This is a genomic window from Paenibacillus agaridevorans (genome assembly GCF_018604145.1).
Taxonomy (GTDB): Bacteria; Bacillota; Bacilli; order Paenibacillales; family Paenibacillaceae; genus Pristimantibacillus; species Pristimantibacillus agaridevorans.
Genome location: NZ_CP075889.1, coordinates 3,122,504 through 3,149,111, shown reverse-complemented (window position 1 = coordinate 3,149,111; position 26,608 = coordinate 3,122,504). Strand labels below are relative to the sequence as shown.

Here is a 26,608-nt window from a genome sequence, read left to right as displayed (position 1 = left end):
ACGATAGTGACTCCGGGTATACACTGTGTTTATAGCTACTCTGAAATATATTAATTACTTGTATGGCTTAACTTCGTATTATAGTAAAGCTAAGCTAAACATAGATCATCCTTTATTAGGAGGAGTAGGAACATGGAACCAACTACATTCGTATTGTTCGGGGCAACCGGCGATTTGGCCAAACGCAAAATTTACCCTGCCCTGTTTAATTTATTTATTGATGATAAATTGCCAATATCATTTGCTCTGATTGGCTTGGGCCGCAGGGATTGGTCGGATGACAAATTTAGAGGGAATATCGAACAATCCATACGCGATTTCTCCAGGCGCAAGTCGGTGAACGAATCCAAGCTGGCGTCGTTTTTGCAAGCATTCAGCTACAGCGTGCTGGACATCGGCAATCTTGAGGATTATGCCAAACTGCTAGGCCGCATCGAGTCTCGCGAACAAAAGCTGGGCCTTGCGCCGAATCGATTGTTCTACCTGTCGGTCGGACCGGAGTACTTCGAGACGATTGCCGAGAATATTCAGGAAAGCGGTCTTGGCTCCGCGAACGGCTGGAAACGTCTCGTCATCGAAAAGCCGTTCGGCCACGATCTGCAGACGGCAAGAGGACTGAACGCGATGCTGGGCAAAGCGTTTGCGGAAGAGGAGATTTTCCGCATCGACCATTATCTTGGCAAACCGATGCTTCAACGCTTCAAGGTTTTACAGCAAAGCAATCCTATCATTCAGACGTTATGGACAAACCGCAGCATCGCCAACGTTCAGATTACGGCAAACGAGACGGTTGGCGTAGAGGAGCGAGCCGGTTATTACGACCATGTTGGCGCGCTGCGCGATATGTTCCAGAACCATATGCTGCAGCTGCTTATGATGACGGCGATCCGCACTTCTACCGGAAGCGATGCGGAAGTAGTGCGTTTTAAGAAAAAACATATCATGGAGGCGCTCGAGCCTCTGCAGAAGGCCGATGTCGCCAAATCCATCGTGCGCGGCCAATACGGTGCAGGTTATCTCGAGGGCCAGCCGGTTAACGGCTATACCTCCGAACCCGGAATCGCGGAAGGCTCGATGAACGATACGTTCATTGCGGCCAAACTGAGCATCGACGATTCCTTCTGGCGCGGCGTTCCGTTCTATATTCGTACGGGCAAACGCCTTAAGGAGAAGTCGACGCGCATCGTCATTGAATTCAAGGAGCCGCTCAAGCAATCCTCGGTATCCGAAGACGGCGCGGCGGAACCGAATCTGCTCGTCATTGAGATGAGCCCCGGCGAAAGCATCTCGTTGCAACTCAACACGATGGGCGCAAGCGTCAAGGAAGCCTCCAAGCCGATTTGCATCGACATCGATCCCGGCCAAGGCGATCTTCCCGAAGCATACGAGAATCTTATCCATGACGCCCTTTTGGGCGACGGAACGTACTTCGCGCATTGGGACGAAGTGGAAGCTTCATGGGCTTGGGTGCAACCGATCCTGGAAGCTTACGAGGAAAATAGCGTTCCGCTGCATGTCTACGAGGCAGGCACGTACGGACCGGCCGAAGCCGACGAACTGCTGGCGCGGGACGGATACCACTGGTGGTTTGATGCTGTCGAGCCGGCGAAGCAATTGACGGTTGCGGCTCAACTATGAGATGATCGAGGACGATTGCGATCATCATTTTATCCAGGGGTAGAAGGGAAGGTAGAACGACATGCTTTACCGATTATGGGAAGGAGATGCTCCGCTGGCAAAAGGGACGTCGAACGAAGATGTCCCGAGGCTGGAGCTGTTCCTCGTGCCGGAACAAGAACGCGCAGGCCTCGTCATCGTTTGTCCCGGCGGCGGCTATGGAGGGAGAGCGGCGCATGAGGCTTATCCCATCACGGATTGGCTGAATTCAATAGGCATCTCGGCGGCAGTCTTGCATTACCGCGTCAAACCCTATCAATATCCGGTTCCCATGGTGGATGCCCAGAGGGCGGTACGATTCGCTCGGCAGCATGCGGCGGAGTGGGGTGTTAATCCGGATCGGATAGCGCTGCTAGGCTTTTCGGCCGGCGGGCATCTCGTATCGACGGTAGGCACGCATTTTGACAATGGCGACGTTGAGAGCGAGGATCCGGTAGAACGGCATAGCTGTAGACCGGACGCTCTAATCTTGTGTTATCCCGTTATCTCTTTTATGGAACCATTCACTCATGGAGGTTCGGTGGAAGCGCAGCTTGGCGCGAATCCGGACGAGAAGCTGCTCCGATCGTTATCCAACGATATGCAGGTGAGTGCAGAGACGCCTCCGACCTTTCTGTGGCATACCGCCGAGGATCGACCCGTACCTGTCGAGAACAGCATGATGTTCGCTATGGCTCTGAGCCGGCATCAGGTGCCGTTCGAGCTGCATATTTTCGAGAAGGGCGAGCACGGCGTCGGACTGGCGCATCATCTGCCTGATACGGCGCGTTGGACGGAGCTTTGCGGCAATTGGCTCAAACGGTTGGGTTATAAGAACTCCATTACCCAGCCAGTGGTATGACGGATTTATAAGTTTAAATCGCTCTCGTGTCTGTTACGGACCGAGGGCGATTTTTTTGTGTTCTGTGCTGCTTGCAAGTCGTAATGGGGACAGGCTCGCCAAATGAGAGACTGCGGCAAAATAGTCCACATGCCAGTGGCGGTAAGAGGATTTCGATCGATTCCTGGCATATCGCGCCGGGAAGCTCCTAGGGGTTCTGCCTGGGCTTCTAGTCGCGGGACTAGAGCGACTCGTTCCCTGGATGTCCTTGGATGTCGACGAACACGGCTTCGCAATGGTCGATTAATGTCATCATTTGCATGGAGCTTATTGGCGAAGCGCTGGGTGAGGAAGAATGGTGCGGAGCGGCGGGGATGATGAGGCATTTTCCGAGAGGGTCATAACTCACGAGCTTTTGCTGTTTGTGAAGCAAATTTTCATATACGTTCAGCCAGTCGGGAGCCTAATGGGCTGATTGAGTATGAAATTTCATACACGTTTGGCCAGTCTCGAGCCCAATGGGCTGTTTGAGTATGAAATTTCATATACATTTAGCCAAGCGCGGACTCGATGTGCCGTCTGAGTATGAAATTTCATACACGATTGGCCAGTCTCGAGCCCAATAGGCCTTGTGAGTATGAAATTTCATATATGTTCAGTCAGTCGAGGGCCTAATGGGCTGAGTGAGTATGAATTTTCATACACGATTAGCCAGTCGAGGGCCTAATGGGCTGAGTGAGTATGAATTTTCATACACGATTAGCCAGTCGAGGGCCTAATGGGTTGAGTGAGTATGAATTTTCATACACGATTAGCAAGGCGCGAGCCCAATGGGCTGATTGAGTATGAAATTTCATACAAGTTTAGCCTGGCGCGGGCCTAATGGGGCTGCTCAAAGTCGCAATAAACTTTGAGCAGCCCCATTAGGCCAGTTACACCGCTCGATTCAACATTCCGCGTCGGTCATTTCGTTCGTGAACATCCGTTTGTACTCCTTGGCATTTATCTTTTCGGCAGAGGCCGGCACGTAATGGAATTGCAAGGCTCGCCTGCGAAGCGTGGAGAAGTTGGACGGGGTTCCGTGGTAGAGCAATCCATGGAAGAACAATACGCCGCCTGGCTTTAAGGGAACGATAACGTCTTTGTTTACCGGTACTTGCGTGTCGCAAAGCTGCCAGTCGCGTACAGCGTAATGAGGCGTGGCGCCCTCTTGATGGGAGCCGGGAATGACGTGCATGCAGCCGTTGTCGGCCGTAGCCTCGTCAAGGGCGATCCATACTCCGATAGCCGACTTCGTATAGGTCAGGTTGCCATAGGCCATATCCTGATGCCAAGGTTTCTCGCCGCCGCCGTGCGGGGGCTTGAGCAGCGCCATATCCTGAATCAGCTTCGGCTCTTCGCCGAATAGGCATCGAATCGTGCCGATGATGTCGGGGTGATAGGCGATTTTGCGTAATCGGTCCTCGGAATCCACGAATTCGTGAATTTTCCGAATGGACAGTTCGCGTTCTTCTGGTGTATTCAACTCTTGCTCGGGTCTCGTGAATTGCAGACGCGACTTTTTACGATCGACATGGAGCAAATCCATAATCGCTTGAATGCTTTGCCCAACTTCATTCTCATTCAGCACGCCATCGACGGAAATGAAGCCCGTTTGTTTGTATTGCGCATAATGTACCTCTTGCAGCTCTTTGATTCCGTTTAGACTTACATGCACCTTATCGTATTGGTATAACATGGAATTGATTTGCTCCGGAGTTAACGTGGTTCCTTTCATGGTCTATTCCTCCTTAATATGAATAAATATCCCTTGCCAATAGAGTATCAGGGAGCATACGATATAGAAATGGAATCCAATCGCATGAATTTGGACAAAGATGCTAATAGAGGAGGTTGGCGATGATGGGAATCACGTTTGGCGGAGAGTCGGCAGCATGGCCTTGGGAAGAGCGTTTTTTTGCGAGAAGCGGCTCGAGCGGCAAAGCCAGATGTGAGCCGAACTGGTCCTGGCAGCCGCTTCCGCTGCCGGATTACGACCTCTGGTATGCCGCCAAAGGACAAGGGGATATGTGGATCAACGGAGACAAGTATAACATTCGCCCTGGCTCATGCTTTATATTGCATCCTGGCGACGAGATCAAAGCCAGCCATCGCCCGAACAATCCGCTTACTGTACTCTATTGCCATTTTACAATTGTGAATATAAAAACGAAGCACTGGAGAGAGCTGCCCGATCCATTGACCGAGCAGCGCTGCGTCCATATTGGGGATACTTACCGGATGGAGCCGTTGCTTCATCAGCTTGTCGATTTGGCTTCTTTGGCGGAGACGGGGGAGGAAGCCGAGTTCGACCTGCTGCTTAAGTTGATTCTGACCCGTTGGCGCAAGGCAATGGAAAGGCAGCTTATGCCGCAGCGCAACTATTATGTTGAACAGATGATCCAGCAAGTGCATAACGAGATACGGTTTCGGCTGTCGGAGGAGATCGATTACGAATCTGTAGCAGCCCCCTCGGGTCTCACCGCTCGTTACGTTAGCTCGCTCATGAAACGTCATACCGGGCTGACGCTTAAGGAAACGATTTCGAAGCTGCGCATGGAGCGCGCGGTCCACTTGCTGGAGGAGACGGCCATGACCGTAACGGAAGTAGCGGATGCGTTGGCGTATGCCGATATTTATACGTTTAGCAAGCTGTTTAAACGATATTACGGGTACCCCCCTTCGGATGCGAGAGAGAAACGGGCCAATGGAGCGGACAGAGACCGAGACGGGAGAGACGTCGACACAGGCATCGACACAGACATCGATAGAGACGGTTGACAATCCATGCGTCATTCTCTATACTTGCTTTAATCTTATAAGCGACTTGCGTCGAAAGAGCGCAGTAGCGGCTTAGTCCCTGTCTCAGAAAGCCGGGGGGCGATGGAACCCGGTACACATGAAGCCTGCGAAATACACTCTGGAGCATCTCGGGTAATGCCGAGCGGATTGGCGAACGATATCTCGCCTAGAGTGGTATCAACGACACGTCCGCGGGCGCTGCTTAGTTGATGCAATTTGGGTGGTAACACGGTTAATAATCGTCCCTATGTCTTCAATAGACTAGGGGCGTTTTTTTAATTGTTAAGAAAGTATAGGATTTCGCCGTGCTTTCTCAATAATTCTCGAATCGAAACGCGCCCCGCCTCCACTGGACGGCGTAGCCGTTTTGCCTAGTTTCCAAGCATTTAAAGGGTTAGCGCAACCGTTTCCCTTAATTCCACGAACAATCGAAGGAGTGCAGAGCAAATGAACATTATCGACGAATTGGAATGGCGAGACGCCATTAATCAGCAGACCGACGCGGAGGGACTTCGCGCCTTGACGAACGAGAAAGCCGTGTCGCTATACTGCGGCGTGGATCCTACGGGCGACAGCATGCATATCGGACATTTGATCCCCTTTATGGTGCTAAAGCGATTCCAGCTGGCCGGCCATCGTCCTGTTATCCTGATCGGCGGCGCAACGGGTACTATTGGTGATCCAAGCGGTCGTACGTCGGAGAGATCCCTGCAGACGCTGGAGCAGATCCAGGACAATGTTGAAGCGCTAACGGCGCAGCTGCGCAAGCTGTTCGTCACGGATGGCGACAACAACATTCGGATGGTCAACAACTACGACTGGACGCACAAGATCAACGTTATCGAATTTCTGCGCGACTACGGCAAAAACTTCAGCATCAACACGATGCTGGCGAAGGACGTCGTGTCCAGTCGTCTCGACAGCGGAATCTCTTTCACTGAGTTTTCGTACCAGATTCTGCAATCGCTCGACTACCTTCACCTTTTCCAGAACGAGGATGTGCAATTGCAAATCGGCGGCTCCGATCAATGGGGCAACATTACGAGCGGCCTGGACCTGATCCGAAAGAAGGAAGGCAGCGAAGCCAAGGCATTTGGGCTAACGATTCCGCTCATGCTTAAAGCGGACGGGACGAAGTTCGGCAAGACGGCGGGCGGCGCGATCTGGCTCGATCCGAACAAAACGACGCCGTTCGAATTCTACCAGTTCTGGGCGAATACGGACGACCGCGATGTCGTCAAATACTTGAAATACTTTACCTTCTTGTCGATGGAAGAGATCGAGTCGCTCGCGGAAAAGGTGCAGTCAGAGCCGCATAAACGCGAAGCTCAGAAAAAGCTTGCCGAAGAGATGACGAGATTTGTGCACGGCGAGGAACTGCTGGAGCAGGCGAAGCGTATTACGGCGGCTCTGTTCACGGGCGATATCGGCTCCTTGACGGCGGACGAGATCGAGCAGGGCTTCAAGGAAATGCCGACGTTCGAATCGGGCCGCGAGGCGAAAAACATCGTCGACTGGCTCGTGGATCTCGGCATCGAACCATCCAAACGCCAAGCGCGCGAAGATATTACGAACGGCGCCATCTCCATGAACGGCGAACGCGTAACCGACCTCACGCTTGAGGTGTCCGAAGGTCAAGCCATCGGCGGCCGCTTTATCATTATCCGCAAAGGCAAAAAGAACTACAGCCTCGTAAAAATGGCATAAGCGGCAACATTTATACCGAACAATAAAGACGCTCGCATCCAGGTGATTGTACTGGATGGCAGGGCGTCTTTTTGTTGGTTGGGAAATTATACAATTCCGAGACTTGTGATCAAAAGATTGAAAATCTAACAGACAACAGTGCAGCTAGGCTCCAAAAAGTAGGCGAACGAGCAGCTGTAGGCGTTAAAAACGCCGATGGATCGTAAAGTAACTCAGATTAGTGTCCATAGGCGTTAATAACGCTTATGGCTCCAAAAAGCAGACGAACGAGCAGCTGTAGGCGTTAAAAACGCCGATGGATCGTAAAGTCACTCAGATTTGTGTCCATAGGCGTTAATAACGCTTATGGCTCCAAAAAGTAGGCGAACGAGCAGCTGTAGGCGTTAAAAACGCCGATGGATCGTAAAGTCACTCAGATTTGTGTCCATAGGCGTTAATAACGCTTATGGCTCCAAAAAGCAGGCGAACGAGCAGCTGTAGACGTTAAAAACGCCGATGGATCGTAAAGTCACGCTGGTTAGCGTCCATAGGCGTTAATAACGCTTTTGGTTCCAAAAAGCAGGCGAACGAGCAGTTGTAGGCGTTAAAAACGCCGATGGATCGTAAAGTCACGCTGGTTAGCGTCCATAGGCATTAATAACGCTTATGGATCTACCCTCCAGTTCACTTTGTTTTGGGGCTACTCTTCTACGCTCAGAACGACGCTCTTGATCCTCTCGATGCCTTCCCACATATCCCCGTCCCGGTCGAAAATAAGGGACACCGGCGCATCGGCATTGTCCGCTCCGGCTAGTCGGAGCAGCTGCCGCAGCGAATCGGCGTCAATGGAACCATCGTCGCCATACTCCGGCTTGGCATGGAAGGAGTGCGCGAGAGGCGTTCCAAAGACGATGCCCGCTTCTTTCTCCTTCTTAGCCAGATTGCCGAAATCGACGATAGTGGACACCTCATTGCCCGTCTCGGCAAGCAGATTTCTCCAACTGTCTACGGTGGATGTCAGATCGCGGAAATTTTCCGTGACGACTTTTACGCCTAGAGGGGCCCCATAATGGCTCAGTTCAAGCAGAGCATTCGCGCTTCGCCGGATCGCTTCCAAGTCTCCGGCCGGCTGTTCGCCAGCGACGATTCGGACGCCAGCGGCGCCCGCCAGGGCAGCGGTCTCCATCCAGCCCTTCAAATAAGCGATATCGGATTCCCGGCGTACGAGATCCGGAGAGGAGATGTCGCCATAGTCGACTAACAAAGTATGAAAGGCGATGCCGGCATCGGCAAACGAGGAACGGAGTTTCTTTAAATAATCGTCCTCTCGGGATGGGAAATGAAAATGGCAGAGCTCCAGATACGACAATCCTCGGGAAGCGGCGTCGGATGGCAGATCAAGGAGCGAAAAAAGCTCCGGCTGCTCCTGAATGTTGGTGGACTGAGTCCGGGAAGTCTGATCCCAGACGGTCCAGCGAAGTGGACCAAGGCAGCGATGAAGACTCCAGCTGCTTATTGAGAGGCGATTAACAAACATAGCAGGCGCACGCTCCATTCTGTTGTTAGTAGTCATACAAGCGTATCGTGCGCGCAATCGAGTTGCAAGGGCGAGTATTTGCTTTGTTTGTATGCGATTTTGCCCAGCGCCTTCTCTATCGCCGAAGAATCGTCATTCATGGATTCACTATTCTTCTGCATAAGATGGAATAAATCCCGCTGAGGGAATTGAGGAGAAGAGAGGTGCAAGTTTGTTTAAAAATGCGAAAGGATTCATAATAGGCTTGGTCATGGGAGGATTGCTCATGACGGCGCTGCCTTCGATGGCGGCGACGCAGAAGACAACGTATTCTTTGACGGAAGCATCGTATCCTGTATTCGTAAATAATGTGGCTTATACGGATGGAAGATTGCCCATGCTGAATTATCAGGGAAGTACTTATGTGCCCCTTCGGTCCGTAGGCGATCTGTTGGGGGCATCGGTTGCCTGGGATGATGCTTTAAGGCGAGTCCATATCACTGCAAACGAGGATATGCGTCCATGCAACCAAGCATTTTGCAATGTCAGCGTCAACGGTTCTAATGGCAGATATATCGTATCGGGAACAGCGCGGGTATTCGAAGCAGTCATGAATTATGCCGTTGAGGACGGGCATAACTATTTGCTAGAACACTTCCATACACTTGCGGAAGGGGCTCCGGCATGGTCACCGTTCGCGATCGAACTCGAAATTCCGGAATCTGGGCAGCCCGTTAACGGCACGCTGACGCTGGAGTTGTTCGAATACAGCGCGAAGGACGGCTCGCGAATGAACGTCATGTCCATTCCGCTGGAAACTTTCGGCCCTTAAGACGAGATAACGGCTGCGAATTGCGAAGCAATCCGAAGGACGTTTGAGCCACATTGGGGATTGTCCGATCAGCTTTCGGCAAACAGACGATAACGGAGCTGAAACAGGTTTCTGCGAAAAAGCCGGAAATGGCGGTGCGGGGAAAGTTTCCCTAGCACCGCCATTTCTAGTTATAAAGTGATCTTTTTCCCCAGATAGCCATAATTCAGAAATCGCCTATAGAAAGGCAACTTTTCTGCTCAACATGCGTTTCTAATTATAGGGTAATATGTAAGCATAGCGGAGGTATAACGTGAGCAAACGAACAAGTTTAGGGATTAAAATGGTCATTTTCGCGATTGGCATCAGTGCAGTTGTTTACTTTTTCTTCCAAACAATAGGTTGGTTTTGGAATCCGCCGCTACTGAAAAATAACACGGAAGCTTTTTTAGAGCAGATTCGCGAGCAGGATTTTAAGGAGGCTATGAAACGGTTCGAGGATTCCACCGCCAACAACCGTTGGCCGGATGACATGCGGGAATTATTCGAAAAACATGATTTCAAGCTGCTGACATTCGATGGGATCAGAGCCGAATTCGACGATGGCAGCTACAGCACCGGACATGCGGAGTTAACGTTCGAGATTGACAGCCGTCCGATTCGGACGGAGGTTATCCTAACATTCGGAAACAGGGGTAAGCCAAAACAGTTGTGCGCGATTACCCCGCCGGGCGTCCAGCAAAGCGAGCTGCCGGAGCTTGTGGAGTGGAATCGGCTTATGTGCGGAGGTTCCTTTTAGTGGGAGGGACAGTGGCGTATAGCCGTTTAATCGTGCTCGTGTTGTTGTTTGAAGTGTTTATTACGGCTTTGATCGTGGCGGGCTATTATTACGGCTTCACTGTCTATCCCTATGTTTCCTCGTCTTCATCGGTTAGCCTCATTGGAGGCGGAGCGGCAGGCTGGGAAACCCGGACGGAAAGCTTCCATGCTACACTGCCGCTATATATGCCGTCGCTGCAGGACTTGAAGGCGGGATATACATCGCTCCAGAGCGGAGAGCCGCAGTGGGGAGCGGCAAGCGTGCTCGTATCGGCAGCTGTATTGGTCCTTCAGAGCTTAGTAAGGGGGATGTTTCTAGGAGGAGCGAGAGGATGGGTTGTCGATCGTAAGGCTGTGCCATTATGGGCAAACGGGCGCCGCTATTTTAGCGAAATGCTGGCGTGGTCGATTCTTCAGTTATTGGCGGGAGTCCTTATGCTTTTTTTAACGGCGGTATTTTTCCCGCTAGGACTTCTTTTACTCGTGGTCATGATGATTTATTCTATAACGCCTTACTTAATGGTCCTTCAAGACTTGTCGTTAGGCGATGCTATTACGAAAGCGCCCGGCATGTTCCGCCGTTATTTCGGCGCGATGCTCCCGCTAGCTTTGATCGCCATGTTGTGCACGTTCGCGATCAGTTTGACGAGAATGATGCCGGCTCCGTATGGTTACGCCGTCCCGCTGCTTCTCCATTCCAGCATAGGCACGCTGCTAATCCTGGCTCTTATGTTTACCTTGGCATCCAATCTCAAGAAAGACGGCGACTCGATCCCCAGACTGCAGCCCGTCGTCACTTCGCATAACCGGCTCATCGCCATTATCCATGTCCTCCTGATACCGGCATTGGTTGCAGGAGGCGTGTATGCCTCGTCAGGGAAACATCTGACTCTGTTCGATTCGGCACGGAAGCCGACTTATGAAGGCATCTTGAGCCGTTCAAACTTCGCGGATGTCTTCTATGCTTCTGAGCAACGTTACACCGCATACGAATGGCGTTCAGAAAATTACAAGTTGAATATGAAGCTGCCGGAACTGGGGAATGGAAGACAGCCAGACGAGCTTCGGGGTATTGCCGACATCGCATGGGAAATAGATGAAGAGGTACGAACGACGAGCGGAAATACTACGAGTATCTGGGTAGAGCCGATGGAGCGCAAGAGCCGGATCTTGTATCGGCTTGTCCGTCATGGCTCGAACGACGGGAGCGTCTATTATTCCAGCGATAACGGTTATGCTGCGATTCTTCCAGGAGACGAGAAGCCGCGCGAACCGCTATCCGTACGAATTTTCGTCGACGGAAACGGCGAAAACGTGTTCGTCTTGAAATATTCGGCCCGTCTGGAATCATCTGCATTAAACCGTGTATCGGCGGACGGCAGGTTCCTCATTCCGGGCACTAGTCCGTTGAATCCGATGGACGTTCATTCCTATTGGTTCGCCAAACATCATGAACCGGATGCCATATTCGACATGCTGGCAGCGAAAAACCTGGAAAGTTATATGCCGACGTTGAACAGAAGTCAAATCGCGCTTGCGGTTGCCCTGCAGGAAGGGGACGGAAGGATGGTAATCGATCTGCTCGACATGCTGCAAAACCATGAGATACAGGTGAAACGCCCTGATTGGGACGCGGAGGAGTGGACGGCGCAATTGCGAGACCTCTACAAAGGAGCTGAAGTGGGGACGCTGCTTCAATACCTGACGAAGGCGGGAGAACAATTCGGATACGCCGAGCTGCAAGATTCCGAATCCAGCAACGAAGCAGTCGACGTATTCCGAATGGACGTTCCGTTTCCTAACGGAAATATTCTCATTACGTACTCGTTGTCCAAAGAAGATGGATTAATGAAGTCCGTGTCCCTTTACGAATAGAATTTTATTTCATCACGTATTCCGCAAGCACGCTTTGCAATTCGTAGATATTCAGGCTTTTATTAAATTTTTTCTGAACGGGCATCGCCGAGCCGGAAATCCAGATTTTCAGCTCGGCGTCCATGTCGAACGTGCCTGCGGTCTCGATGCTAAAGTGCGTTATATTTTTATAAGGATAAGAGTGAATCTCGACCTTCTTGCCGGAGAGTCCTTGCTTATCGACCAGGATGAGTCGCTTATCCGTGAAGACAAACAAATCCCGAATGAGCTTATAGGCTTTCTCGAACCTCTCCGTTTTGCTCAGAATATGACCAAATTCCTTCTGAACCTCTTCCATCTTCAGCTCCGAGGCGTTGCCCATTAAACCATCGAACAATCCCATGCGATAATCCCCTTTGCAGTTGAATGATATAAGACTAAGCCTATGTTACTACGTTTTAGCAAATACTGGGCAATCATTGTTCGGTATCCTGGCAACTCGATAAAGACAAGAATTCCGTTCTGCGATAAACTGAATAAGAACTTTATAAAATAATTTTAGTGAAATAAAGACGCCAAAGGAGCGGAACAGCTTGAGATACGAACGGAATTGGGCAGGCAATTACATGTACCAAGCCAAGGAATGTCATGTGCCGGGGACGGCCGAAGAGGTGCGCGAGTTAGTGAGCCGACTGGATCAAATAAAGGTTCTTGGCTCCAGACATTCCTTCAACGCCATCGCGGATACGGACGCGGCACATGTGTCACTGGAGAGGTTAAATGGCGTCGTTGAGCTGGATCGTGTCCAACATCGAGTAACCGTCGAGGGCGGCATCCGCTACGGCGAACTGTGCGGTTATTTGCATGAGAATGGTTACGCGCTTCACAATTTGGCTTCTCTGCCGCATATTACGATTGCGGGAGCTTGCGCGACGGCGACGCACGGCTCGGGGGATCGCAACGGCAATCTGGCTACAGTGGTCTATGGCATCGAGCTGGCTACAGGTGATGGGAAACTGATCACTCTGACCAGGGATGACGAGGATGGTCTGTTCGCGGGAGCAATCGTTGGTCTTGGAGCGCTGGGTGTCGTGACAAAGCTGACGCTGGATCTTGTGCCAGCCTTCGAAATAAAGCAACATGTCTACGAAGGTTTGCCGCTCTCCAAGCTTGCGGACTGCTTTGAGGACCTGTTCGCTTCCGGATACAGCGTCAGCTTGTTTACGGATTGGAAGTCATCGTCCTTCCACCAGGTGTGGAGGAAGTCCGTTGTAAAGCCAGGCGATGAGCCAGCTGGGGGAGATCCCATTAGCTGTTACGGCGCCTTGTTATCCGATGTTAATCTGCATCCCGTTCCGGGCTATGCGGCAGACAATTGCAGCGATCAGCGCGGCATCGCGGGACCTTGGCATGAGAGGTTGGCCCACTTCCGCATGGACTTTACGCCAAGCGCGGGCGAGGAGCTGCAGAGCGAATATTTTGTGGCGCGCAAGGATGCCTACGCTGCTCTCGAGGCGCTGGATGGCCTGCGCGATCTCATCTCTCCGCTTCTGTTCGTAACGGAGGTGCGAACGATTGCAAGCGACAATCTGTGGTTAAGTCCATGCTTCGGACAAGACTCCGTTGGCATCCACTTTACATGGAAGCCGGAATGGGAGAGAGTCAGCGCGGCGTTGCCGATCATTGAAGCCAGTCTTGAGCCGTTCGGCGCGCGTCCGCATTGGGGCAAGCTCTTTGCCATGGAGCCGGCCAAGCTGCAAGAGCTCTTTCCGAAGCTGCCGGCCTTTAGGGAGCTGGTGCAGAAGTTCGATCCCGAGCGGAAATTCCGGAATGGATTTTTGGAGCGGTACATTTATTAGGGGGAGTTAGAATAAGGGGGAGTCTCTTAATGGAATCGATAAAAGCTATCCTATTTGATCTGGACAACACCCTGCTTGATCGAACGGCCACCTTCGATGTATTCACAAGAGCTTTTCTGAAAAACTATTTCGGGCATTTGGATGCAGTCGATGAGCTTCATAAGAGAATTGTGGAGCTGGACCAGGATGGTTACAAAGACAAAACGAAGCTGTTCGAGGAATTGATGCTCGAGCTGCCATGGAAACAACGCCCTGTCGCGGCCGAGCTGATGGATTTTTACCGAGCGGAATATGTCAAGAGCGCCTCCCCGATGAATCATGCGGGCGAGATCATCGCGCATGTGCGATCCCGATACAAGACGGGGCTGATCACGAACGGCAGGAATGAAATTCAATATGGCAAGATTGATCGTCTTGGCATACGACATGATTTCGATGTCATTCTCGTATCGGAGGAGGCGGGCGTGAAGAAGCCGGATCCCTCCATATTCGCAATGGCATTAAACAAGCTGGGTTTGAGTCCGGAGCAATGTCTTTTCATCGGAGATCACCCCGTTAATGATATAGAAGCGCCGCATATGCTCGGCATGAAGACGATATGGGTCAAGGTGAACCAACCATGGCGAGATGGGCTAACGGCACAGCCCATCGCGACGGTGGAGCGTTTGTCGGAGCTGCTGGACATCATATAATCACATGTTCTGATTAAGGGGAAAACGTTGAAACGCCTTCGGAAAGGGCAGAGGATGCCAGATTCTGAATGACCGTGCCATCCATGGGCGGATTATGCAGTCCTGCCCGCACGTCCCTGTAGTAACGTTCCAGCGGCAGGCTGCGTGCGAGACTGGAGCCTCCGACGATCCGCATGGCAAGATCCACGACGCGAATCGCGTTGTTGGTCGTGACATGTTTCGCAAGACCAAGCTCGGACTTCAAAGCGGGGCGATTGTCCGGTTCCGTGTCCCATCGGTCCGCTGCAGCGAACAGGATGGTACGCGCAGAACGCAGCGCCAACTCCATCTCGCCGATAGAAGCTTGAACGGCGGGGAATGAAGCGATCGGCTTGTCCGTATAGTTCGGTTGATAGGTGCGAGCGAATTCCAGCGCGTAGTCTCTGGCGGCAAGCGCAATGCCCATATAACATGCCGGTATATGCAGCAGCCAGCCGGACCCGTCGTCGATGCCACCGCCCGCGATGCGATGCTCCGAGGGAACGAACGCGCCGTCCAAAACGACGTCGTGACTGCCTGTCGCCCTCATCCCTAACGAATTCCAGGTCTCTACCAGCGTTACGTTTTCCGACTTCATGACTAGAAATTCGCTGACGACAGCTTCTTCCGGAATGTAGGAGGATACGACGAACCGGTCCAGAATCGGCGATAAAGTGCTAAACGTCTTGCGGCCCGTTAACCGCCAGCCGCCATCCGAACGGACGGCGTTTGTCTCCGGCCTGCCGCCGCGGCTGGGGCTTCCCGTCGAGGCTTCGCTTGCAAACGTGTTGATCATCGTGCCGTCCCGAACGACGGAGCGGCATAATTCCGCAAACAATTCTTGCTGCCACTTGCCCGATTCCCGGTAGTGGAACATTTGCCCGACATGCCAGCCTACGGCGAGAGCCGTGGAGCCATCGCCGTAAGCCAGGCGCTCCTGCAGCAGGACTAGACCATGCAAGTCGATGCCGTCGCCGCCATATTCCGTCGGGACAGTCAGCTTTAGATAACCGGCTTCCCGCAGGTCGGCGAAGTTGTCGAATGGGAAGGAGCCCTCCTCATCATGCCGGGCAGCACGTTCCGCGAATTTCGCAGCCAAACGCTCGACTTTCTCCACACGTAATCGTTCCTCTTCATTGCGCACAAATTGATCTATATAACGAGACATTACGTCCACTCTCCTTCACCCTGCACTTGATGTAACTATAATGATACACCTTATTCAAGCTTCGGACTATACGGACTCTTTATGCATCAACATATTGAAATCGAATACTATGGAGGCTGCGGCTATGCAAATAAAAGACGTATTTGGAAAGCTTCCCTTATTGGAGACGGAGCGGACGAAGCTTCGTCCTGTCACTTTACAGGATGTTGAAGATATGTACCGCTATTGCTCGGACGAAGCCGTTTCCGAATTTACGAGCTGGTATCCCCATGGGACTCTCGATGACACGCTTGGCTTTATCCGCCATCTGGAGCGCAAATACGATAGCGGCGAAGTTGCGCCGTGGGGTGTCGTGGACAAGGAAGAAGACCGATTAATCGGTACTTGCGGCTTCGTGCATTGGGATCCCGTTCACCGTAGAGCGGAACTGGGATATGCGTTGTCCCGGCGCTATTGGGGTAAGGGATACATGACAGAGGTCGCGGCCGCAATCATTCAATTCGGCTTTACGGAGATGGACCTTATCCGTCTCGAAGCAAGATGTCTCGTACCTAACATCGGCTCGGCCAGGGTGATGGAGAAGACGGGCATGACTTACGAAGGAACGTTGCGCAAGGTTGTGTTGAACAAGGGCGTCCATTGCGACTTAAAGGTTTACTCGATAGTCAAAGGTGAAGACGGTTCGAAACGACTTGAAAATCGATTCGACGGTCAATGATTCGGATTGTACGAAGACGAAAGGGGGGACGAACAACATGAAGAGCTACAGCATACTGGAGCGAATTTTGTTCCCCCGTACTCGATTGAGCGAGATGAAACTAAAGGAGGCGCTGAGTGGCAAAACGGTTCTAATTACCGGCGCCAGCTCCGGCATAGGGGAACAGCTTGCTTATCTGGCAGGCAGATGTGGGGGAAGTCTCATTCTTACGGCAAGACGAGAGGAGAAACTGCTGGCGGTCAAGAGGTCGATCGAAGAGGAGGCGGAGAGAGCGAAAGTGTCGATTTTTTGCGCGGATCTTCGGGATGCGGCGCAGTTGGAGGCGCTGCATGCTTTTATTCGGGAACTTCCGAATCAGCCGGATATCGTCGTGAGCAACGCGGGCTTATCGATCCGCAGAGCCATCTTCGACTCGCTCGATCGCGCCTATGACTTCGATCGTACGATTGCGATTAATTATACGGCGCCGCTTAGGCTTCTGCTTGGGCTTATTCCCGGTCTGCGAAGTAATGGCGGTCAAATCATCAACATCTCCACGATAAATATGTCTTTAATTCCGTTCCCTCTCTGGTCTGCGTACCAAGCGTCGAAAGCCGCCTTCGACACCTGGTTCCGTTCTGCCGCGCCGGAGCTGAATGCGGCAGGGATCGCCACGACGTCGGTCTATCTTCCGCTTGTTCGCACGCCCATGATCGCGCCGACCAAAGCTTACGAGAGCAGTCCGGCGATGAGCGCCGAACATGCCGCGCAGCTTATCGCAAGAGCCATTTACACGCGACAACGAAGAATCAGGCCATGGTGGCTTCCTTGCGGTGAGCTTGCTTCCTTATGGGGCAGAGGGGCATGGGAGCGAGCGGCTCCTCTCCTATTGCGGAGAAGGGAGAGGCGGTAATGCGATTTCTGCTTCTGCTCGAGGTGATGTACAAGCTTCGGCTGCTTACGCCAGCTGGCCTGTGGCGTCTGTTGTCGGCGATTGGCAGGCACGGCATAAATGTGATGGCCCTGCTTAGAATTGCGGAGCGAACGCATGGAGACTCTCCAGCCATCGTGGATGACCGAGGCAGTGTCTCCTATCGCGAGCTGCTTTCGCAGGCAAATCGGCTTGCTTCGCTGCTAACTTCCCGTCATGGAGTAAAGCGTGGCATGAAGATTGGACTCATAGGGAGGAATAAGCTGGCATTAGTACGCTCTATTTTTGCCGTCTCGGCAACCGGAGCGGATCTGTATATGATGAATGCAGAGCTGAGCCCGAGCCAATTAAAGGAATTGGCGGCTAACAACGAACTGGATCTTATTTTATATGACGACATACGGGCGCTCGACATAGAGACGCCGGAGCAAAAAGGCTGGGCGATCGCCAGCTTGGCGTCATTGGATTGGCAATTGTTGACGGCAGGCGAGACGTCAAACCTTCCTCGCTCCTCATCCGGACGCATCATGCTGCTAACCGGCGGTACGACCGGGCGGCCGAAGGGCGTGGCGCATAAACCTTCCCTGTTGCATTATTTGCCACCGTTTGCCGCGCTTCTTAACAGACTGCCCCTGCTTGGTTGCCGTACCGTCTATATTGCGACACCTTTGGCCCACGGTTTTGGGCTCGCGAATTTGTTCCTGTTTATCGCGCTTGGTTATAAGCTGATTCTGACGCCTCGATTCAAAGCCGAAGATGCTTGCGCTCTGATCCGCGAGCATGGAGTAGAGGTCACGATCGTCGTTCCCTTGATGGTGAAGAGGATGCTCGGGCATGATTCCGGAGCTTTGCCATCGCTACGCTGCATCGTATCGGGAGGAGCTGCGCTGAGCGGCAAGTTGGCAAAGGAGACCATGAACACGCTAGGCGAGGTGTTATTTAACCTTTACGGAACAACAGAGGGCGGACTCACTACAATTGCGACGCCCAGGGATATGCGAAGGATACCGGGAACCATAGGCAAAGCCATTAGAGGCGTCCCGCTGTACGTGCTGAGCGAGTCAGGACGCTTGGCTCGGGCTGGCGAAGTCGGACGGCTGTGCATAAGAAGACGGAAAGGATTGCCGGGACAACGCGCCTCCTGGATCGAGACGGGGGATGTCGGCGTCAGGGAAAGCAGCGGTTTGTACCGGCTGTTGGGCAGAATCGACGACATGATCGTATCCGGAGGAGAAAACGTTTTTCCCGCTGAAGTTGAAGGGATTTTGCGGCAGCATCCCGACGTGGAAGACGCAATCGTTATCGGGGTAGATGATCATACGTTCGGTCAACGGCTTGCCGCATATGTAGAGCTGAAAAAGCAAGCGGTTCTGTCGGAAGAATCGCTGATGATATGGCTTCGGCCGCGTATGGCCAGATACCAGTTGCCCAGGTCCATCGTCATGATGGATGAGCTGCCCTATACGCCGATTGGCAAGCCGGATCTTGGAGCGCTCAAGAACTGAAATTTTATTTCGAAAAGCGGCCGAAAGTCTGCTTTATTTGTTATACTGGGAAGGCTGGAGGCGACGATGTCGTTACTCCCGCTATCGTAACAGAAAAGAAGTGATGATGCCGTGCACGGCTTGACAACAAGACTGCGCAATCGAAGCGTGGCGCTATTAAATCGTTATTTTACCGGTAGTTCTATGGATTACAAACAAATTTTCGCCATTATTATTCCCATCTTCGTGGATTCCGCGTTTATCGTATTGATGGCGATTATGAATACGGCCATGATCAGCTCCTCGGGAGTTGCGGCGGTGAGCGCCGTCAGCATGGTCGACTCCATTAACATGTTCATTATCAATCTGTTCGTGGCCGTTGCGACGGGAGGGACGGTCATAGTCGCGCAATACAAGGGCAGCGGCAATGACGCGATGGTGTCGAAAGCAGCCTCCCAATCGGTATCGACCGTGGCCTTGCTGTCGATCATACTCTGCGTGGTCATGATCGTCTTTCATGGCTCGGTGATTGAAATGCTCTTCGGGAGCGCAGAGGCAGACGTCCTGGATAATGCGAAGATCTTTCTGATAGGGAGCTGCATCTCGTATCCGTTCCTCGCCATTTATCAAGCGGTGACCGGCGCCCTGCGCGGTGTCGCGGAGACGAAAGCATGCCTGATGTTATCGGTAATCATGAATCTCTCTTATTTCCTGCTCAATCTCGTGCTGGTTAAAGGGTTTGATCTGGGCGTAGTCGGGCTTTCCATCTCGCTAATTGCCGCACGCGTATTGGGGATGGTCGTCTCGATTATCTACCTGCTTCGTTATAACCAGACATTGCGTTTCAAGCTGAAACATCTGTTGCAAACGAACTGGTCGCTTCTTCGCAAGATTATGTACATCGGCGTACCCTTTGCGCTGGAGCAGATGTTCTTTAATGGAGGCAAGCTGCTGACGCAGACGTTTATCGTCCAGCTCGGCACGCTGGCCATTACGGTCAACGCGATTGCGAATTCGCTGTCCATGCTGTTCCAGATTGGGGGCATGGCGCTCGGAGCGGCTATCGTTACCGTCGTCGGACAATCCATAGGACGCAAAAATATTGACGACGCAAGAAAGTTTATTTCCTCTTTTCTTGGCTTGTCCAACGTATTTTTCGTGGTGATTACGATCATCCTGCTGGCGATCTTCCCGCTTCTCGTTCATCTGTACGCCCCGCCGGAGGAGATTGTGCCGGATATATTCGCACTTATCGTCTTAATTTCCGTCTCGCAGCCGTTGCTGTGGTCGATTAGCTTCATCTTGCCTTCGGCGCTTCGGGCCGCGGGCGATTCGAAGTTTACGTCCATATCGTCGCTGCTGACGATGTGGCTGCTTCGCATTATTTTGGGCTATGTGCTTGGCATTACGCTCGGGTTCGGATTAATGGGCGTATGGGTCGCGATGGTTGCCGAATGGGGCGTGCGCGGGGCTGTGTTCTACTGGAGGTACAAAGGAGACAAGTGGTACAAGCATAAGTTGATTTAATAAAACAATCACATCGTGGCAAGAAAACGCAGCCCTATATCTTGACTAAACAGCGAGCGAACGACTAGCGAATCGTTCCGTTTATCAAGAAGGGGCTGCTTTACTTGGATTTATACCGAGAAGTAACGAATAAGACCGAGAACTGCGAAAGCAAACAGCACAGACCCGCTGCAAATGCCAGTAATCGCGCTGCGGGCGACTCCCAGCTTGGGTGCGACGAATATCGATAAAATGGAAGCAGCCGTCAGCAAGGCGGCAAGCACGTAAAGGCTGGCATCCTCGAACACCGGAGCAAGCCCGATAAAATGAATACCGACGATAAAGGCGATTAACGGCGCCACGAAATCGGACAGCTTCTTGCGAATGAGAAGGAAAGCCCCAATGCCCGCGATAATAAACTCGGCATACACGGTAATGAGATAAACACGGAACGAGCTTGCTTCGTTTAATGCGGATGCCTCATCCCAGTTCGTAATGCTGAGATAAACGCCGAGTAGACAAACGAGGAGTGCCAGTCCCGAAGCGATTCCCAAATAAAGACGCCATGAATTGCGAGGTCTTTCCTGTGCCCAGCCGAACCAACTGAAGCTGAACATGCCGAAAATGGCTGCGTACATGGCGTAATCCCGAATATAGTCCATTATTCTCCTCCCTTATGGCATAATTAGGTTCACTATAGCACAGCATGACTGTGGAAGGATATGGAAATACGAACATGCTGGTTTATTTTTTTCGGATAGAGATGTCACAAATCAATCGACCTCCCCGTCATATTGGCAAATACGCGAAAGGGTGATGGGGATGGAAAGGTATGACGTGGCGATCGTGGGCGGAGGTATTGCGGGATTAACGGCCGCGGTTTTGGCCAGCAAGGCTGGCAAACGAGTTGTTGTCATCGAGAAGCAGCACCGGCTTGGCGGCAGGGCGATGACGAATAGGAAGGAAGGAGCTTATTTCAACTTGGGAGGCCATGCTTTATACAAAGGCGATGCCTACGAGACGTTCCGGGAGTTCGGATGTTCGTTGCAGGGAGGGGAGCCGTCCATTGACGCCTTCGGCATTTGGAACGGGAAGCTCAGCGTGCTGCCTACCAGCGTTTCTTCGCTGCTGGCGTCGCCGCTGTTGTCTTGGAGGGGCAAGCTGGAGTTCGCGGGTTGGCTTATGAAATTTCCGAAGCTGGATACCCGGAATTACGATGGAATCAGCTTAAGAGATTGGATTGAAGGAAATATCAAAGACCCTATGGTGCGGCATGTGTTCTATTCGCTTCTGCGTACGGCGAGTTATGGGATGGCGCCCGATCTGCAAGCTGCGGGTCCGGTGCTGCGAGGGCTTGCCAGCGCCATGCGAGGCGTCATTTATTTGGATGAAGGCTGGGGGACGCTTGTTCGGGAGCTGCAGGAGAAGGCTTCCCGAGAGGGAGCCTCGTTCTTGACCGGTACAAACGCGGTAAGCGTTTTGCATGAGCTAGGTGCCGTTACTGGCGTCGTGCTGGACGATGGAACATCCATTAGCGCGGAACATGTCATTGTCGCGTCGTCGCCAGCCGTTGCATATAAGCTTGTTCCTCAAGCCGACGCTACCGTACTGCGCGTGTGGAAGGAGCAATCCATCGAAATAACGTCCGCTTGCCTGGATGTTGCCCTGAGGAAGCTCCCGATGCCTAGTCAGCAATTCGTCTATGGCATCGATAGGCCGATTTTCCTGACGAATCAGTCCCGTGCGGCCAGACTAAGCGATGATGGCGCCCAAGTCGTATGTCTCATTAAGTACCAAGGAACGAGTTCGAATCCGGAGAAGGATCTGCAGGAGCTGGAGGAGACGCTTGATCTCGTGCAGCCGGGATGGCGAGGGGAGCTGGTCGCGAAACAATATTTGCCGAAAATAACAGTGTGCCATGATTTCCTCCATGTTCGCGGTCGAGTGCATCCGGGTCCGAACGTACCGGAGATCAGCGGATTATATGTGGCAGGCGAATGGGCGTCCCATGGCGAATTGTTGGTAGACGCCGCCACGGCCAGCGCGAAAAGGGCCGTCCGGCATATGCTGGGGAGCGGCATCGGGGAGGGCAACTCAAGAAATGGACATCGAGTCGTTATATAAGGAACATCGAGCGGAACTGTTCGCGTTGTCGTACCGCATGCTGGGGAGCGTCATGGATGCGGAGGATATCGTGCAGGAAACCTTTATTGCGTACGGACAATCTTTAAACGTCGAGCCGGTTCGGAACGTACGGGCTTATTTATATCGAATCGCGACGAATCGCTGTCTGGACTTGCTTCGGTCCTCTGCGAAGAAGCGGGAGCTCTATGTCGGGCCATGGCTGCCGGAGCCGCTGCTCGGAGACTTCAACGGCGGTGCAACAGGCGGCGAAGATCCCGCGCTGGCTTACGAACGGAGCGAATCGATGTCCACGGCGTATCTTATGCTGCTGCAGCAGCTGAACGCGGTAGAGCGAGCCATATTTTTGCTCCGGGAGCTGTATCAATATTCTTATGAGGAGATTGCGGAGATCGTCGGCAAGCATGCAGCGAATTGTCGGCAAATTTATCATCGGGCGCATAAGAGCATTCGCGACAGCAAAGGTGAGCATCCAACTGCAGAAGTTGCGGAATCTCTTGTCAAGTCGTTTGTGCAGTCCGTTTTTAAGGGCGATAAGTCGCGAATTCTGGAGCTGGTCAGCGACAACATCGTCTTTCTGTCAGATGGCGGCGGCAAGGTGCGGGCGGCTCAAGTTCCTGTTCGTGGCGCAAACGCCGTTCTGTCCTTGCTGCAAAATCTGCTTGTCATGTATGACGCTACGTACCAATTCGATTATGTTTGGATTAACGGCACGCCGGGACTCCGTTTCGATTTCGACGACGGGAACCGATACATCTATTCTTTCGGCTTCCGGGACGGGGTTATCGATCATATTTATTGCATTTGCAACCCCGACAAGCTTGGCCATGTACCTCCGTTAAACAATGGAAATCAGTAACGGTCCGTTTGGCGGTCGGCTGTTTCCCGAACACCATTTCCTCCATAAGGCGAGCAATCGCTCGCCGTGGCCAATTAATTGTAGTTAAGAAGCGGTTCAAAACCTGCTTAAGACTTTTTTTCGCCGAGAGTTTTCGCCTTCTTTAACCACTTGGCTCGCTGTTCGGGAGTGGAAGGTTTGATTGGCGTAAGTTCTGTAATGCGGACAGGATTGATCCCGCAAAACTTCAATATGTTCTTTTTCATCACAATATGTCCCGCATTGCGATATACGAGCCGATTGTACCAGGATGGCGTATCCATCGTAACGAGCAGATGCGCGGTGCGGCCGGAAAGCAGCTTATCCCAGAGAGCGGAGTTCTCGCGGTATTTGAAGGCGAAGCCGGGCAGGAAAACACGATCGATGAAGCCCTTCAGCAAGGCTGGCATGGCTCCCCACCAGGTTGGGTAGACGAATACCAGGTGATGAGCCCACCGGATCAGCTCCTGAGCGCGAATTAAGTCTGGCTCGAGCTCGGTGCGCTTTCGGTAGCCGAAGGACAAAGTAGGGTTGAAAGCAAGCTCGGCAAGATTTAGCCTGCGTACCTGCGCGCCGCTGTCAAGGGCGCCGGTTGCGTAAGCGTCGGCAAGCGTGGCATTAAAGCTTGCAGAATCGGGATGGCCGTTAATAATAAGAATGTTGGATTTGTTCGTAAGGGTCATGGGAAGTTACCTCCATCAATCATGGGATTCGTAATGCCAGATTCAGCATACGCCATTTGGAAGAGCATGTGGATGATGGATGGCGCAACCCGGATTGTGAATTTACGCAAGCGAAAGGAGGGGGAGAGGGGCTTGAGCAGCGAAAAGGTAGCGATCACGATGGTATTTCCCATTTTAAAGACCATTGTGCACAAAGGATACGATCGCGAGCATTTCTGCGCATCGGTATCGCTTGACGTCGAATTGCTGCGGGATCCGGAGGCGCGTATTCCTGCATCCGAGCTGGAACGGCTTATGATTGCCGCCGCTATTTATACGGATGACGATCATTTTGGCATGCGCCAGGGCGAGATTACGGATTTTGCGGATATGGGCATTCTCGGTTACGTAATGATGCACTCCCGCACGGTCGGCGAAGCGCTCGCCGCGTATAGGCGGTATAACGATATATTGTGCAGCGGCTTTCTAATGGACGTGGAGCCGGATGGTGACGAGGTCAGAATCGTCATACGGCTTCAGCATCCCGATAAAGACAAGATGTCCCGCCATTGCGTGGAGGATATGACTTGCTCCATATTTAAAATGATGGGCAAATTAAGCAATCGTTCCATAGCCCTTCAAGAGGTATCGTTCCAGCATGCCCCACCGGCTGACGTCGATCCCTACCTGAGTGTGTTTGGTGTATCGCCGATGTTCGAACAACATGAGACATATCTTCGTTTTTCTGCGGAGGTACTCGGCTATCCAGTGATGTATTCCGACTCCAAGCTGTTGGAGCTGTTCGACAATATGGCACGGCAGACGCTTGAGCAGCTAGCACAGACGGAGAGTCACGGGATGGGGGAACGGGTGACAGCTTGGATGAAGGCATGTCTGCCCGCCGATTTTCCAACCGTCGCGCAGACGGCGGAGGCGCTTGGCGTTAGCGTGCGAACGCTCCAGCATAAGCTCCAGCTGGAGGGGACGTCGTACAATGATTTGTCCATCGGGGTTCGCAAAGAGCTGGCCAAAGGTTATCTGGAGAAGCGAGGTGTTTCGGTCGGCGATATCGCTTATGCCTTGCACTTCTCGGAGCCAAGCGCGTTCCAAAGCGCCTTTAAACGATGGACGGGGCAGACGCCGGGGCAATACCGGGAACAGGCATGGCGGGAGGGAGCGGAGCAAAGCGGGTAGTGCTGGTTGTTTAAATGAATGGTCGTATCGTTACCCAAGCCATGATGAGCTGTCGATTGGGGCTGTCCCAAAAAAGTCGCAAATTGGCTTTTGGGATAGCCCCTTTGTCAGAGCAGACGTCACCGTTATTGTGAAACCTCGTAAGGGTCGATCGTTCGAATCGTGCCGTCTTCGTTGTAATGGAGCTCGGTAAATTTGACGCTTCGTTTGTTATCCGCGCCGCCTGAGAGCGAGCTGTCGTGGTAGAACAGATACCAACGCTCCTTGAACTGCACGATGGAATGATGGGTCGTCCAGCCGATAACCGGCGTCAGTATCCGGCCTCTATAATGGTAGGGGCCTTCGGGATTCGTGCTGGTCGCGTAGACAATGTAATGGGTGGAGCCCGTCGAATAGGATAAGTAATAAAGTCCATTGTACTTGTGCACCCATGGCCCTTCGAAGTAGCGCCGCTCCTCGTCTCCCGCAAGAATAGGCCGTCCGTTCTCGTCCACGATGGCAATTTCCTTGGGAGCACTGGCGAAACTCAGCATATCGTCTGACAGCCTTGCCACGCGTGGACCCAGTGCCGGTTCCGTCGGGTCGGGGCCTTCGGCGTCTGGCAGGAACTCGCCGGTCTGCCACTTTTCCAACTGTCCTCCCCACAATCCGCCGAAATACATATAAGCGTTATCGTCTTCGTCCACAAAAACGGCGGGATCGATGCTGAAGCTGCCCGGGATGTAGTCCGCTTCGGGCTCGAACGGACCAGCCGGCGACTTGCCGGTAGCAACGCCGATACGGAAGATGCCCTGCCCGTCACGCGCCGGGAAAAACAAATAATACGTATCGTTTTTGAAGGCGGCGTCCGGCGCCCATAGCTGCTGCTTGGCCCATGGAATATCGCGCAGATGGAGCGCTTCCCCATGATCAACGCAAGGTGCGTCCGGATCTTCCATGGAGAGAACATGGTAGTCTTCCATATCGTATTGATCGCCGTTGTCGTTGGAGGTTTTCTCATGATCGAGGTCGTGCGAAGGGTAGATATACAGTTTGCCTTCAAAGACATGCGCGGAAGGGTCCGCTGTATAGATATGAGTCACCAAGGGTTCGTTGCGTTTAGCCATCATAGTTCCTCCTTGAGCGTTGAGTGAATGCTCCTTCCATTTTATCCGAAAAGAAAGCCGCACGAAACCTTAGAAACTATGGCTTTTGTTATAGAAAGTTTAGGTCGTGTCTGAAAACCCGCTCAGGGGCATCTTTCACCGCCTTTCCGCCCCCTGCTTCGTCACTTTTGCTTGACGTACACCCGGTACGCCTTCACAAAAGTTCCTTGCATGGAACGAAAATTCGGCAAAATCTGCTCCCCTCGGAG

25 protein-coding genes and 1 other annotated feature are annotated in these 26,608 nt (G+C 52.5%); of the genes, 17 read left to right on the top strand and 8 right to left on the bottom strand.

The genetic code is table 11. From position 1 onward, the window contains the following. Positions 1–132: 132 nt before the first annotated feature. The 3 genes from zwf (at position 133) to KJW29_RS36490 (ending at position 2,901) form a co-directional block, all read left to right on the top strand. Entirely contained in the window at positions 133–1,638 is a 1,506-nt protein-coding gene (zwf, locus tag KJW29_RS13540) for a glucose-6-phosphate dehydrogenase (RefSeq protein ID WP_214630154.1), read from the top strand. Between the two features lie 61 nt (positions 1,639–1,699). Continuing rightward, positions 1,700–2,518, top strand: a complete 819-nt coding sequence (locus KJW29_RS13535) for an alpha/beta hydrolase (protein ID WP_214630153.1) — start codon at positions 1,700–1,702, stop codon at positions 2,516–2,518. 251 nt (positions 2,519–2,769) lie between these two features. Then, a complete protein-coding gene (locus KJW29_RS36490; protein ID WP_281426361.1) occupies positions 2,770–2,901 on the top strand; it encodes a hypothetical protein in 132 nt (43 codons plus the stop codon). 542 nt (positions 2,902–3,443) lie between these two features. Here KJW29_RS36490 and KJW29_RS13530 read toward each other — a convergent pair. Beyond that, complete coding sequence (locus KJW29_RS13530) at positions 3,444–4,274, bottom strand: phytanoyl-CoA dioxygenase family protein (RefSeq protein WP_214630152.1); 831 nt, start codon at positions 4,272–4,274, stop codon at positions 3,444–3,446. Between the two features lie 122 nt (positions 4,275–4,396). Here KJW29_RS13530 and KJW29_RS13525 point away from each other — a divergent pair, with 122 nt between their 5' ends. Both KJW29_RS13525 and tyrS read left to right on the top strand, forming a co-directional pair. Further along, positions 4,397–5,317 (top strand): AraC family transcriptional regulator, encoded by a 921-nt coding sequence (locus tag KJW29_RS13525; protein WP_214630151.1) that lies wholly within the window; start codon positions 4,397–4,399, stop codon positions 5,315–5,317. A 42-nt stretch (positions 5,318–5,359) separates the two neighbouring features. After that, positions 5,360–5,588 (top strand) — a binding site (T-box leader). Between the two features lie 197 nt (positions 5,589–5,785). Continuing rightward, positions 5,786–7,045 carry a tyrosine--tRNA ligase gene (gene tyrS, locus KJW29_RS13520; RefSeq protein WP_214630150.1) on the top strand — a complete coding sequence of 420 codons (1,260 nt, stop codon included), beginning with the start codon at positions 5,786–5,788 and terminating at the stop codon, positions 7,043–7,045. A gap of 679 nt (positions 7,046–7,724) precedes the next feature. On the opposite strand, the gene KJW29_RS13515 is transcribed toward tyrS, so the two are convergent. Both KJW29_RS13515 and KJW29_RS36485 read right to left on the bottom strand, forming a co-directional pair. After that, complete coding sequence (locus KJW29_RS13515) at positions 7,725–8,561, bottom strand: sugar phosphate isomerase/epimerase family protein (protein WP_214630149.1); 837 nt, start codon at positions 8,559–8,561, stop codon at positions 7,725–7,727. Between the two features lie 32 nt (positions 8,562–8,593). Next, positions 8,594–8,722, bottom strand: coding sequence for a hypothetical protein (locus KJW29_RS36485; protein ID WP_281426360.1), 129 nt, complete (start codon positions 8,720–8,722; stop codon positions 8,594–8,596). 104 nt (positions 8,723–8,826) lie between these two features. Between KJW29_RS36485 and KJW29_RS13510 the strand changes: the two genes are divergently transcribed. From KJW29_RS13510 to KJW29_RS13500, 3 genes are all read left to right on the top strand, one after another. Then, entirely contained in the window at positions 8,827–9,372 is a 546-nt protein-coding gene (locus KJW29_RS13510) for a Gmad2 immunoglobulin-like domain-containing protein (RefSeq protein WP_246608712.1), read from the top strand. Positions 9,373–9,664: 292 nt separating this feature from the next. Further along, positions 9,665–10,150 carry a hypothetical protein gene (locus KJW29_RS13505; RefSeq protein ID WP_214630147.1) on the top strand — a complete coding sequence of 162 codons (486 nt, stop codon included), beginning with the start codon at positions 9,665–9,667 and terminating at the stop codon, positions 10,148–10,150. Then, a complete protein-coding gene (locus KJW29_RS13500; protein WP_214630146.1) occupies positions 10,150–12,045 on the top strand; it encodes a hypothetical protein in 1,896 nt (631 codons plus the stop codon). The genes KJW29_RS13505 and KJW29_RS13500 overlap by 1 nt, the downstream gene beginning before the upstream one ends. A gap of 4 nt (positions 12,046–12,049) precedes the next feature. Here KJW29_RS13500 and KJW29_RS13495 read toward each other — a convergent pair whose 3' ends face one another. Continuing rightward, complete coding sequence (locus tag KJW29_RS13495; protein ID WP_214630145.1) at positions 12,050–12,427, bottom strand: PH domain-containing protein; 378 nt, start codon at positions 12,425–12,427, stop codon at positions 12,050–12,052. Between the two features lie 190 nt (positions 12,428–12,617). On the opposite strand from KJW29_RS13495, the gene KJW29_RS13490 reads away from it, so the two are divergent. Together KJW29_RS13490 and KJW29_RS13485 are read left to right on the top strand one after the other, a co-directional pair. Then, the gene (locus KJW29_RS13490; RefSeq protein WP_281426359.1) at positions 12,618–13,883 is read left to right on the top strand and encodes an FAD-binding protein; all 1,266 of its coding nucleotides are present in this window, start codon (positions 12,618–12,620) and stop codon (positions 13,881–13,883) included. Between the two features lie 29 nt (positions 13,884–13,912). Next, positions 13,913–14,575, top strand: a complete 663-nt coding sequence (locus tag KJW29_RS13485) for an HAD family hydrolase (protein ID WP_214630144.1) — start codon at positions 13,913–13,915, stop codon at positions 14,573–14,575. A gap of 13 nt (positions 14,576–14,588) precedes the next feature. Here KJW29_RS13485 and KJW29_RS13480 read toward each other — a convergent pair whose 3' ends face one another. Next, on the bottom strand, positions 14,589–15,761 hold the full coding sequence (locus tag KJW29_RS13480) for an acyl-CoA dehydrogenase family protein (RefSeq protein WP_214630143.1): 1,173 nt from the start codon (positions 15,759–15,761) through the stop codon (positions 14,589–14,591). Between the two features lie 124 nt (positions 15,762–15,885). Here KJW29_RS13480 and KJW29_RS13475 point away from each other — a divergent pair, with 124 nt between their 5' ends. The 4 genes from KJW29_RS13475 (at position 15,886) to KJW29_RS13460 (ending at position 20,400) form a co-directional block, all read left to right on the top strand. Next, on the top strand, positions 15,886–16,479 hold the full coding sequence (locus tag KJW29_RS13475; RefSeq protein WP_214630142.1) for a GNAT family N-acetyltransferase: 594 nt from the start codon (positions 15,886–15,888) through the stop codon (positions 16,477–16,479). A gap of 37 nt (positions 16,480–16,516) precedes the next feature. Then, a complete protein-coding gene (locus KJW29_RS13470) occupies positions 16,517–17,371 on the top strand; it encodes an SDR family NAD(P)-dependent oxidoreductase (RefSeq protein WP_214630141.1) in 855 nt (284 codons plus the stop codon). Then, complete coding sequence (locus KJW29_RS13465; RefSeq protein ID WP_214630140.1) at positions 17,371–18,894, top strand: AMP-binding protein; 1,524 nt, start codon at positions 17,371–17,373, stop codon at positions 18,892–18,894. The genes KJW29_RS13470 and KJW29_RS13465 overlap by 1 nt, the downstream gene beginning before the upstream one ends. Before the next feature lie 111 nt (positions 18,895–19,005). Continuing rightward, positions 19,006–20,400, top strand: a complete 1,395-nt coding sequence (locus tag KJW29_RS13460) for an MATE family efflux transporter (protein WP_425517531.1) — start codon at positions 19,006–19,008, stop codon at positions 20,398–20,400. A gap of 110 nt (positions 20,401–20,510) precedes the next feature. Here KJW29_RS13460 and KJW29_RS13455 read toward each other — a convergent pair whose 3' ends face one another. Next, positions 20,511–21,041 (bottom strand): hypothetical protein, encoded by a 531-nt coding sequence (locus tag KJW29_RS13455; RefSeq protein ID WP_214630139.1) that lies wholly within the window; start codon positions 21,039–21,041, stop codon positions 20,511–20,513. A 160-nt stretch (positions 21,042–21,201) separates the two neighbouring features. On the opposite strand from KJW29_RS13455, the gene KJW29_RS13450 reads away from it, so the two are divergent. Together KJW29_RS13450 and sigJ are read left to right on the top strand one after the other, a co-directional pair. Further along, on the top strand, positions 21,202–22,503 hold the full coding sequence (locus tag KJW29_RS13450; RefSeq protein ID WP_214630138.1) for a phytoene desaturase family protein: 1,302 nt from the start codon (positions 21,202–21,204) through the stop codon (positions 22,501–22,503). Next, the gene (sigJ, locus tag KJW29_RS13445; RefSeq protein ID WP_214630137.1) at positions 22,481–23,380 is read left to right on the top strand and encodes an RNA polymerase sigma factor SigJ; all 900 of its coding nucleotides are present in this window, start codon (positions 22,481–22,483) and stop codon (positions 23,378–23,380) included. Before KJW29_RS13450 ends, sigJ begins: the two co-directional genes overlap by 23 nt. 107 nt (positions 23,381–23,487) lie before the next feature. Here the strand turns inward: sigJ and KJW29_RS13440 are convergent, their stop codons facing one another. Beyond that, entirely contained in the window at positions 23,488–24,081 is a 594-nt protein-coding gene (locus tag KJW29_RS13440; protein WP_214630136.1) for an NAD(P)H-dependent oxidoreductase, read from the bottom strand. Positions 24,082–24,213: 132 nt separating this feature from the next. Between KJW29_RS13440 and KJW29_RS13435 the strand changes: the two genes are divergently transcribed. Then, a complete protein-coding gene (locus KJW29_RS13435; protein WP_246608711.1) occupies positions 24,214–25,254 on the top strand; it encodes an AraC family transcriptional regulator in 1,041 nt (346 codons plus the stop codon). A 125-nt stretch (positions 25,255–25,379) separates the two neighbouring features. On the opposite strand, the gene KJW29_RS13430 is transcribed toward KJW29_RS13435, so the two are convergent. Beyond that, positions 25,380–26,360: a glycoside hydrolase family 43 protein gene (locus KJW29_RS13430; RefSeq protein WP_425517558.1), complete on the bottom strand. Its 981-nt coding sequence runs from the start codon at positions 26,358–26,360 to the stop codon at positions 25,380–25,382. Positions 26,361–26,608 lie beyond the last annotated feature (248 nt).

Coding starts and splice junctions, on each gene's coding strand:
- KJW29_RS13510 (WP_246608712.1), top strand. CDS start 8,827: ATGACGGCGCTGCCTTCGATGGCGGCGACGCAGAAGACAACGTATTCT.
- KJW29_RS13450 (WP_214630138.1), top strand. CDS start 21,202: ATGGAAAGGTATGACGTGGCGATCGTGGGCGGAGGTATTGCGGGATTA.
- KJW29_RS36490 (WP_281426361.1), top strand. CDS start 2,770: ATGTCGACGAACACGGCTTCGCAATGGTCGATTAATGTCATCATTTGC.
- KJW29_RS13475 (WP_214630142.1), top strand. CDS start 15,886: ATGCAAATAAAAGACGTATTTGGAAAGCTTCCCTTATTGGAGACGGAG.
- KJW29_RS13515 (WP_214630149.1), bottom strand. CDS start 8,561: ATGTTTGTTAATCGCCTCTCAATAAGCAGCTGGAGTCTTCATCGCTGC.
- KJW29_RS13440 (WP_214630136.1), bottom strand. CDS start 24,081: ATGACCCTTACGAACAAATCCAACATTCTTATTATTAACGGCCATCCC.
- zwf (WP_214630154.1), top strand. CDS start 133: ATGGAACCAACTACATTCGTATTGTTCGGGGCAACCGGCGATTTGGCC.
- KJW29_RS13480 (WP_214630143.1), bottom strand. CDS start 15,761: ATGTCTCGTTATATAGATCAATTTGTGCGCAATGAAGAGGAACGATTA.
- KJW29_RS13485 (WP_214630144.1), top strand. CDS start 13,913: ATGGAATCGATAAAAGCTATCCTATTTGATCTGGACAACACCCTGCTT.
- KJW29_RS13465 (WP_214630140.1), top strand. CDS start 17,371: ATGCGATTTCTGCTTCTGCTCGAGGTGATGTACAAGCTTCGGCTGCTT.
- KJW29_RS36485 (WP_281426360.1), bottom strand. CDS start 8,722: ATGCAGAAGAATAGTGAATCCATGAATGACGATTCTTCGGCGATAGAG.
- KJW29_RS13535 (WP_214630153.1), top strand. CDS start 1,700: ATGCTTTACCGATTATGGGAAGGAGATGCTCCGCTGGCAAAAGGGACG.
- KJW29_RS13470 (WP_214630141.1), top strand. CDS start 16,517: ATGAAGAGCTACAGCATACTGGAGCGAATTTTGTTCCCCCGTACTCGA.
- KJW29_RS13455 (WP_214630139.1), bottom strand. CDS start 21,041: ATGGACTATATTCGGGATTACGCCATGTACGCAGCCATTTTCGGCATG.
- KJW29_RS13495 (WP_214630145.1), bottom strand. CDS start 12,427: ATGGGATTGTTCGATGGTTTAATGGGCAACGCCTCGGAGCTGAAGATG.
- KJW29_RS13530 (WP_214630152.1), bottom strand. CDS start 4,274: ATGAAAGGAACCACGTTAACTCCGGAGCAAATCAATTCCATGTTATAC.
- tyrS (WP_214630150.1), top strand. CDS start 5,786: ATGAACATTATCGACGAATTGGAATGGCGAGACGCCATTAATCAGCAG.
- KJW29_RS13430 (WP_425517558.1), bottom strand. CDS start 26,360: ATGGCTAAACGCAACGAACCCTTGGTGACTCATATCTATACAGCGGAC.
- sigJ (WP_214630137.1), top strand. CDS start 22,481: ATGGACATCGAGTCGTTATATAAGGAACATCGAGCGGAACTGTTCGCG.
- KJW29_RS13525 (WP_214630151.1), top strand. CDS start 4,397: ATGATGGGAATCACGTTTGGCGGAGAGTCGGCAGCATGGCCTTGGGAA.